Here is an 8,550-nt window from a genome sequence, read left to right on the forward strand (position 1 = left end):
TTTCCCTATTCCCCCGTATACAACTAATTTCTCTGGATGTTCTGCCACTTGTGGGTCTAGGTTATTCATTAACATACGAAGAACAGCCTCTTGAACCCACCCTTTTGTATTTAATTCAATTCCTTTAGGAGCGCAGTACTTGCGCAAGTTAACTGATTGAGTATTCATTATATAGTCCCCTTTCTGTTAATTAATAGTTTATTAAAAAAACACTAACAGAAACAGAAGATAATAATCAGAATATAAGTAATATTAAAACTATAACAATCTTTAATATTACCAAATTCTTCATTAATTATAGGAAAATAACTAGATATCTAGATAAATATTTGATTTTTCCAAGTAGAAGGTGATACACCAGTCTGATTTTTAAATACTCTACTGAAATAATTTGGGTCTGAAAAACCTATAGAAAATGAAATTTGCTGAATTGACAGTGATGTTGTAGATAATAGATGTTTAGCTTTATTTATCCGAACATTCGTAAGGTATTGCTGAAATGTTTGTGATGTTCTCTGAGATAATACATAACTAAAATAACTTGGACTTTTATTAACATAATCAGCTACTACTATGAGGTTTAAATCTGTCCGACTGAAGTGTTCATCAATAAACCTCAAACCGAGTTCAATAAAGTCATTTTGAGTATTTTTTTGCTGAGTTTTAACTTGTTCTAAAATTTTATCAATAAAAAGTAATAATTCCTGTACAACTTTAAAAAGTACTGGTGAATTAAGAACAATGTTAAAAATGTTTTGATATTGTTCCTCTAATGCTTGATTTTTTTCTAATCGATAGGATTTCATATGCCTCCGTATTTGTGCGAGAATACTAGTAAGGCTAATGCGGATTAACTCAGGTTCAGGGTACCCGTTAGGAAAATTAGTGAATTTCTCATAAAGCCAATTTTTTATAGGTATTAGGTTTTCTTCCTCTAACATTTTAATCCATATTCGTTGTTCTTCAGAATTTAATAAAGGATCAAATTCTTCAAAGCTCGGGAATTCGGAAGCCTTCATAACTTGTGTATATCCTTTGTAAAATACCATTTTTAACGTCTGGATACACCTCATATAACAGGCATGTAAGGAGTCCTCAACTTTATTTATGGCGTCAATACTAATAAAAACTCCCCCGTTTAGTAATTTGATTGAATTACTAATGAATCTAGTAGAATCTATGTACAACTTATCCATTTCAAAAACAGAAAAAAGACATACTATGTAATCACTAAATAATAAAACAACCGGTGTTTCCATAAATACGTATTCATTAATATACTTATAAAGTTCTTTTAAATCGTCTGGATACTCCGGTTTTATTATCATCATTCCTTTATAATCATTAGAAAACTTTACCTCAGTTTCTATCATCAATGATTGGTAATATCTATAATTTTCATCTTTATTTTCTAAATGAATAGACTTCTCTTTAAAATTTGATAGCTTTTTTATACTCTTTTCTAATGACTCTTTTAGTTTTTCAGGTAACAATGGTTTTACTAATAAATTAACAGCTTGAAGTTGAATTGCTTGCCGGGCACGTTCAAAAATTGCCTCAGTAGTGATAGCTATTATAACTCCTTGGTAATTTTCCACTTTTCTTAAGATAATCTCCCAACTGTTAGTTGAAAACATTTCTAACTCTAAAATCAATATATCTGGTTCACTTTTTTCAAATTCATTAATAAACTGCCTTGCATCTTCAACTAAACATACTTCATTAAATTTCATAGAATAAGAATTTATTAACCATTTAATACCTACTCTTTCTGTAGAGTCTCTATCGGCAATTATTATTCGCATTACTCTATCCTCCTAGAATTTAATAGGGAATAATTAGACTTAGCTATTTACTCAAAAGATAAATTGTAAAAAACTAAATCTGGATAATTCCTGCTCTTATTATATAAGTATATATAATACTTAGGCTCCTAGCACATAAGGTATTTAATGGAAATTGGCTATTCTTCTTTTTTTGAAATAGAGGATTAAATGGATAAAAAATAATCAAAAACGAATACTGTCACTTTTATAAATAAAAAGGAGGCGAGATAAAGGTGGATGTACAAAGAGCATAAGAAATTGCAGATTCAGTGGACATGGCCAATGTAATATATAATGGGAAAAGTATTTACATTGAGCATGTAGAAAGAGGAATAATCGCTTGAAGACAGTTAATTTAATAGAGAAAGAGGTTTATTCTCTAAAACGATTATATGGGGACATTAACTTTAAAGATAAAAATTTATAGGCAAGTTCTTTCTAAGAGGAGCTCTAGATTGGTTTAACTAAATTTTATTAATTAGTTATAGCTTAAAAGAAGGCGAGATGCTTAAAACAACCTTTATCTCGAATTGATTCTAAATCGAAATATAGCAACATAATTTACATTTCCATATAACACTTAACCCCATGTTATATATCATTTACATGGGGTTTAAAATTGAAAGAAATCATCAATATCTTTTGTTTTATCTACTTTTTGAACGGTGGCCATGATCTTTTTCATTACTCTAGGAGTTGGAATATAACCTTTGGTGTTACAAACTCGCCAAATAGTGTTTCGGGAAACACCACTTCGTTCAGAAAATTCACTTTGTGTAATTCCTTCTCGATCCAGCCAACGACCAAATTTACTGCGATTCGGGTTACGCCACCAAAACACATCTCTCACTCTCCTTTTTTATTAGCTTGTCCACTTTGCACCAAATTGAATCAAAAGTGTTTGAAAAATTAGGAATAAGGAAGCGTTTTTAGCATAGAATAAGAGAAATAAGGTTCCTCTACACATGTTGTCGATATTTTTGTCATAATCATATAGCATGAATACAGTTAAGACCGCCTTATACACTGATACATAATGGGCGGTCTTTGTTATGGATATTCATATCTAAATAGAAAAGAGCCTAGATTCTAAGAATAGAAGCAAGGCTCTTTTTTTGATTTCGTTGCAAAGAATACGTAGTAGATTATAAAATTTCACTTTTCTCTAAATAAATAACTTACGAATCAATTATTTAGAATGCTTAGCGCACTTTTTATTTCAGGCATTATTTAACTTACTAGCTATAGAATTTGTCTTAAACAGTCACTCTAGCTCCTTATCTACTAAAACTGGGCGATTCTACACTTGGTTTGATAAGGATTTTATATAACTTCGCTCAGAACGCCATGTACTGCGAGGTTTTTGCACTTTTTAAATACAAAAATAAGTGCAATTTCAATATGAAATAGACTACCGTTCCCTATCCTACACTTTTTTTATACAATTTTACGTACAATTTGTTCAACTCTAGTTAAACTTATACTTAAGAATGTATAAGTTTAAACACAGAATCGTCCTTGTAGTTTAACTTTAGTTAAACTTGTACTTGAGAATGTACAAAATTAAATGTAATATTAACCTTGTAGTTCAACTCAAGTTGAATTTATACTCAAGGTTGTGCAAAATTAATTACAGATTACAAAAGGTTATATCTTCTTTTGTGTAGAATTATATATTCAAAACTATGTTTGTTTGAAATTGGATAGTACTTTATGAAGAATTCCGAGAAAGTTTAGTAGTAGATTTGATATAATGTTAACCAGTATAGCAATCTTGGCGTAGAACAAGGTAAGGAGTGATTGATTTATGTCACAAACACAAGAAGAATTATCTTATCAAATAAAAGATGTTGCAGAGATTCTAGGATGGTCGCAATCCAATGTGCGAAAATATATGAAATATATGAATTTGCAGGGTAGTCGAACCGAGGGCGGTCATCGACGCTTTAGTCAGCAGGATCTAAATGATCTGATAGAAGCAAAACGTTTAAAAGAAGAAAATGACTACTCTTTAAAAATGATTCAAGCGCATTTTAACAAGGAATTGACCGATGAAATGATTGAGAAAAATGAGTCTCTTAAGTCATTTCTAGAAGAATCAGTAGAGGAACTGCAAGAACAAGTAGAAGGTAATACAGAAAAAATAAAATCAATGGCTGAGTTGTTTGATGGGTTTGTTAAACATACTGAAAAGCAAATAAAACAGATATCTGAAAATACTGCTCAAGAAATACTATCTCTTCAGCAATTAATGCGAACCTTGCCAGACATTAAAAAGTCTGAACAAGACCAACAAAGGTTGAGAGAGGTTGAAGCTAAAATAAGGATTCAAGCAAGGGAAGAAGCTGTTGAATTGTGGAATCAAAAACCGGAAAGTGAAAGGTTTATGCGAAGTGGTTTTCTAGGTCTGCAGAAAACCGAAAAACTAGGGGAAAGACAGGATTTTATTGAATCATATATAGATAAGAAAGTTCTTCAATATGTTCAAAGTGATGAAAGTGTTAATTAATATATGGTTTATCCGTCATGTGAAATTAAATAAGAAGTATGACAAAGTAAAAGAACCTCTTGCTTCGCAGAAGAGGATCTTTTACTTTATCCTATTTTTTTATGGTCTTTTCATAACCTATTTAAAGAGAATGACTCTTTTTTAATTCTTTGAGAGTAAAGGAGAAGAAACAATACGCTCATTTGATAGATATTTCTTTTCCTTTGAGAATAGCTTTAACCCCATAATATCAGGATGAACCTGCACGGTGATGGAATGATAATGTAACCCGTGATCTTCTACGCGAGAAAAACCATTGTTGAACTTCTCATTGTACTCAGGTTTGAAATGATTGATTAGAGTTGCTTCCGTTGCATCTAAAATTTGATTATTTAATTCCAGAGGAGGATTTTTTGTTAGCTCTTGTAGTTGAATTAGATCTTCGTCCTCATTATCTATTTCCTCTAATAATTGTAATTTGAACTCCAATAATAGAAGGGCTAGGTCTTTTTCTGGATATTCACGTAGAAGATCTGCTTCTAACTTCTGTAACGTAGGATCGGACATTAACTCTTCAGCAGGAAGGCGCTCTCCATTTTCTCCAAATGCTTGCCCAATATAAACAATCTCTGTATCTAGGTAATACTTTGATTCCTCAAGGTAGACATGAAGGAGATTTAACTCGATAGGGCCTTTCTCCTAACCTGTGAATACCATCGCTTTACGTGGCTTCTCATAATCAAATTCAAACTTTCTGTGATCAAATTCTGGCATATCATCCGAAATAATAGAAATATCCAGTGTCTCTCTAGAAGTATGTTCTCCTGTCCCAACTATTACGTCAAAACGTATATAATCTTCAAAGAATTGAACAGCATCTTCATCTATACTTAATTTGGGGATGAGTGTAGCCACGTAAATATTATATCTTCGATCATCTGGCGATAAATAATCTAAATCAAAAGGGTAACTCATGCTTAGATGATAAGCCCATGTTTGCAGCCCATAGTCTGACATATAGTTAGTATTCATAGCTCCCTCCTTAGATGGTACGTTATTTTTGATCGTCATAGACAACCGGAACGTTGTCCATTTTCATGGTTTTGGCCACAATATAACGACGATAGCCATCCTTTAAAGCCTTCGTTTCTTTCTCAATCGTTAACGGCTTGTCAAGGTGGCCTGTACGCTTCACAAATTCAATGACTTCTTCTGTCTTCACAGGGTTTGGACGTGTCTTTAAGAAGGCTTCAGGAACGATAATATCATCAAAACTCACAACATCCATTGTCCCTTTTGGCTGAATAGGTTGCTGCTTCTTCTGTGGCGCAGCCTTTTTCTCTTGAACAGGTGTTTCGTTCACTTCTGGCTGTACCGTTTTCGCTTCTTTTGCTACAGGGTCTTGTTTTTCTTCCTGCTTAGTAGCTGAAACCTCTTGTTGAGCCTTAGAAACCTCTTGTTGGGCTTCTTTCTTATCTTTTGACTCATTGGCTTCTTTATCGTTTTTATTCGGGAGAACGGTAATCTGGAAGCAGATGATACCAATTTCCCCAGGGCACTCGTCAACGGGAATATCTAACGTTGGTTCCCCTTGAATTAAGATTTTTTCATGCATAATACTCTTTTTTGTTAGTCCGGTTTTATTAAAGGCTTTCTTCGCAACAAACACGGTATACGAAATAAACGTACTCTTCTTCAGTCCTTTAGGCGCAGAAGGTGAACCTTTTTCACGCATATCAAAGGCAACGTAGCGATCGTATTCTCGTAATGGTCCTGTCGCAGATCCTGTTATTGTCATTTTATGTGGCATCGTGATCTCCTCCTACGTAGTTTTATATATTGATTATTTAGAAGTATGTTCTAAATAATAATACTCTTATTAAACATCAGCTTCCAAGGGATTTCTTCGCTTTTGAATTAGGAAGCTGAGCCTTTTAACTGGTCCTGTTGGTGCAATAAAGCTTGTTCCTGTGGTGTTAAGGCTTGTCCTAGATCCTGTTTTAGCTGCGCCATTTCTAACGAACTGTACGTAGAGCTGTGCTCTTGGAGTACGTTTTCTTCTTCTGGCGTTAGTTCTTGCCCTAAATCTTGCTTTAATTGAATCATTTCAAGCTGTTGATCCAGAGAGATAGCTTTATCTTGTGTAGGCTCTTTTTGCTCCTGTTCAGCTTGTAACCAAGCAGGAACCAATTCCTTGCGGATGATATGTTTAGGCGTAAATAAAGCTGTCTTAGCTTCAGTATGTATGTCTGACTCAGATGTTTGTTGATTTATATTCCCTTTTAGTAGATTTGTAAATTGATTGTAGGCAATTTGATAAACAAGACGGCACATGTCATCGAGTGATAGGGTAGTACCCTTGTGATTCGCTTCATGGACATATTTATCTAAACCAACAATGGCTGTATAAGCAACTTCATGTACGTGTTCTTTTACAATCTCAATCTCTGTATCTCGTTTTACTGCTTTTGCAGCATTTTGAATACGAGCATAAAAGTCTTTTAGTTGATGACCATATTTCCCTGCATACACATGATTTACTTTCTTAGGAACACCTACGATATAAGCAAATGACTGTGAAGCAGATATTAAATGATTATTTAAATGCTTTTTAGGTAAATCAAGGTTAATAAAGGGGGACGACGTTTTTTCGTCCTCAAAGCTTGTTGTGTCAACGTTTTCGGCACTTTCTGGACTTGTCACAGGAGTTGTCACAGGAGTTGTCATTTCTTCTTGTTGAAGCGTTTGAATACCTGTTGTATCATGTGCAAAAAAGATTTCCTCACAAATTTGATCAAAGTTCTTATGGCTTTTAAGGATAAACACATAGCTATCAGGATGAGCACCTGTTGTATCTTCTTTGATATAACGGGCCACAAGCATAAATGGTGTTGCCTTTAAAGACTTTACAAAACGAGACACGGTACTTTGAGATACATCAAACTTCTCCATAAGTGTTTTGGAGTGAATGGCTTGAATACCTGTAGCAACAAGGTTATAAATCACGTAATCTAACATTTCCATCCGTTTTTTAGGGAATACTTTATGTAGGGCTTCTTGTTGTTGTTTAAAGTATGTACGAAGGTTTTCTAAAAACGCCTCTTTCTTTTTACGAAGGGTAGGCTTTTCTTTCCATAACCATTTGAATCGTCCGTTGAAGGTATTTACATCGGGTAAATAGCAAGTCAATATCTTTGTCATTTGTTCATCTTCTCCTTTAAGGAACACAAAAAAGACACTGTTTCCCTGAAGAAAGGAAAACAATGTCTTAATTAAGATAAACTAAGCCCTTGAAATAGATGTCAATTTCATATAAAATAAAACCATAAGTTTTATTTTGTACAAAACTAACTCTATTAACAAGAGACTTCGACAAGTGTTTTCCCTAGTTGTGTTAGGGGGAACGGTTTAAGGGTGCTTCCAACACCTCTTAAACAGTTGAAGTCTTTTTTCTATTCCGGTCATTTTTGTTAATTTAATTATAGCGTTAAGTAGTCTTGTAATTCAATAAAAAATTAGCAAAATATATCAAAACAAGTATTTTCAGTTACGATCCGTTTGTTATTTCTTTAGGATTTGACTTTATCATAGGTGAATTTGTGGAATCTGGGGAGGGGTATTTTTTTACCCCTCCTCAAGTATTTAAAAGTATGTTATAATGCTAGATTTTTAATAATGCCGAAGGTTTAATGATTAGTACACTTTCAATGATAATCGTAAATGGTACTTCTGGGTAGGGTGATTTTTTGTAGTCCTTTTTTGGAAAGAGGGTGAGAAAAAATCACCCTATGCAGCATGTTAAAAATATGATAAAGGGGGGCAGTTTCTACCTCATGTAGAAGCTGCTCTTTTATTGAAGTCTGATTTTGGAGATTGTCCTAGAAATTTCACAGCATTCCACCATATTAATGTCGGCTTAATTAAAATTTCAAGGTGTCCTTCCCAGTCGAATTATTGATGAAAAATAGCTAATTTACGAACCTGATTTTTAAAATTTGTTGTCATGATTGAGCAGGTTTCTTTGCTTTCTCATTAATTTTTTTAACAGTAGTAGGATCAACATTTCTTATTTTAAGTTCCATATTTTATTTGGAATTCCCAAAATAGTGGTGCCCTTTTAAAAATAGAGAGAAGAGCATAAGGGGTTTTTGCCCCCACAGACTGTGTGGGATTAGGCAGAGCCTAACAAAACCTCGGGTACAAGGAAATGTTTGCAAGAACCCCCTCAGCGCACCT

General features: G+C 33.6%; 9 protein-coding genes. 2 read left to right on the forward strand and 7 right to left on the reverse strand.

Annotated elements, in window-relative coordinates; genetic code table 11:
- A partial coding sequence (locus POF52_RS30705) for a hypothetical protein (protein ID WP_271998114.1) occupies window positions 1-168 on the reverse strand: 168 nt, incomplete at its 3' end.
- A gap of 149 nt (window positions 169-317) precedes the next feature.
- Window positions 318-1,805 (reverse strand): helix-turn-helix domain-containing protein, encoded by a 1,488-nt coding sequence (locus tag POF52_RS30710; RefSeq protein ID WP_271998092.1) that lies wholly within the window; start codon window positions 1,803-1,805, stop codon window positions 318-320.
- 278 nt (window positions 1,806-2,083) lie between these two features.
- Between POF52_RS30710 and POF52_RS31210 the strand changes: the two genes are divergently transcribed.
- Window positions 2,084-2,170 carry a small, acid-soluble spore protein, H family gene (locus tag POF52_RS31210; RefSeq protein ID WP_442956663.1) on the forward strand — a complete coding sequence of 29 codons (87 nt, stop codon included), beginning with the start codon at window positions 2,084-2,086 and terminating at the stop codon, window positions 2,168-2,170.
- Window positions 2,171-2,439: 269 nt separating this feature from the next.
- On the opposite strand, the gene POF52_RS30720 is transcribed toward POF52_RS31210, so the two are convergent.
- Complete coding sequence (locus tag POF52_RS30720; RefSeq protein ID WP_053488389.1) at window positions 2,440-2,667, reverse strand: helix-turn-helix transcriptional regulator; 228 nt, start codon at window positions 2,665-2,667, stop codon at window positions 2,440-2,442.
- Window positions 2,668-3,633: 966 nt separating this feature from the next.
- Here POF52_RS30720 and POF52_RS30725 point away from each other — a divergent pair.
- Window positions 3,634-4,335 carry a MerR family transcriptional regulator gene (locus POF52_RS30725; RefSeq protein WP_271998100.1) on the forward strand — a complete coding sequence of 234 codons (702 nt, stop codon included), beginning with the start codon at window positions 3,634-3,636 and terminating at the stop codon, window positions 4,333-4,335.
- Between the two features lie 141 nt (window positions 4,336-4,476).
- On the opposite strand, the gene POF52_RS30730 is transcribed toward POF52_RS30725, so the two are convergent.
- The 4 genes from POF52_RS30730 to POF52_RS30745 all read right to left on the reverse strand — a co-directional run bounded on the left by POF52_RS30730 (window position 4,477) and on the right by POF52_RS30745 (window position 7,515).
- Window positions 4,477-4,881 carry a hypothetical protein gene (locus POF52_RS30730; RefSeq protein WP_271998102.1) on the reverse strand — a complete coding sequence of 135 codons (405 nt, stop codon included), beginning with the start codon at window positions 4,879-4,881 and terminating at the stop codon, window positions 4,477-4,479.
- 132 nt (window positions 4,882-5,013) lie between these two features.
- On the reverse strand, window positions 5,014-5,346 hold the full coding sequence (locus POF52_RS30735) for a hypothetical protein (RefSeq protein WP_271998105.1): 333 nt from the start codon (window positions 5,344-5,346) through the stop codon (window positions 5,014-5,016).
- Between the two features lie 22 nt (window positions 5,347-5,368).
- Window positions 5,369-6,124: a plasmid stabilization protein gene (locus POF52_RS30740; protein WP_271998108.1), complete on the reverse strand. Its 756-nt coding sequence runs from the start codon at window positions 6,122-6,124 to the stop codon at window positions 5,369-5,371.
- A 107-nt stretch (window positions 6,125-6,231) separates the two neighbouring features.
- Window positions 6,232-7,515 carry a replication protein gene (locus POF52_RS30745; protein ID WP_271998111.1) on the reverse strand — a complete coding sequence of 428 codons (1,284 nt, stop codon included), beginning with the start codon at window positions 7,513-7,515 and terminating at the stop codon, window positions 6,232-6,234.
- Window positions 7,516-8,550 lie beyond the last annotated feature (1,035 nt).

This window comes from Priestia sp. AB, assembly GCF_028369225.1.
In the GTDB taxonomy this organism is placed as follows: domain Bacteria; phylum Bacillota; class Bacilli; order Bacillales; family Bacillaceae_H; genus Priestia; species Priestia megaterium.

Excerpts from the sequence above, each read along its gene's own strand:
- POF52_RS30730 (WP_271998102.1), bottom strand. The coding sequence starts at position 4,881 with ATGTCCGATCCTACGTTACAGAAGTTAGAAGCAGATCTTCTACGTGAA.
- POF52_RS30735 (WP_271998105.1), bottom strand. The coding sequence starts at position 5,346 with ATGAATACTAACTATATGTCAGACTATGGGCTGCAAACATGGGCTTAT.
- POF52_RS30710 (WP_271998092.1), bottom strand. The coding sequence starts at position 1,805 with ATGCGAATAATAATTGCCGATAGAGACTCTACAGAAAGAGTAGGTATT.
- POF52_RS30725 (WP_271998100.1), top strand. The coding sequence starts at position 3,634 with ATGTCACAAACACAAGAAGAATTATCTTATCAAATAAAAGATGTTGCA.
- POF52_RS30745 (WP_271998111.1), bottom strand. The coding sequence starts at position 7,515 with ATGACAAAGATATTGACTTGCTATTTACCCGATGTAAATACCTTCAAC.
- POF52_RS30740 (WP_271998108.1), bottom strand. The coding sequence starts at position 6,124 with ATGCCACATAAAATGACAATAACAGGATCTGCGACAGGACCATTACGA.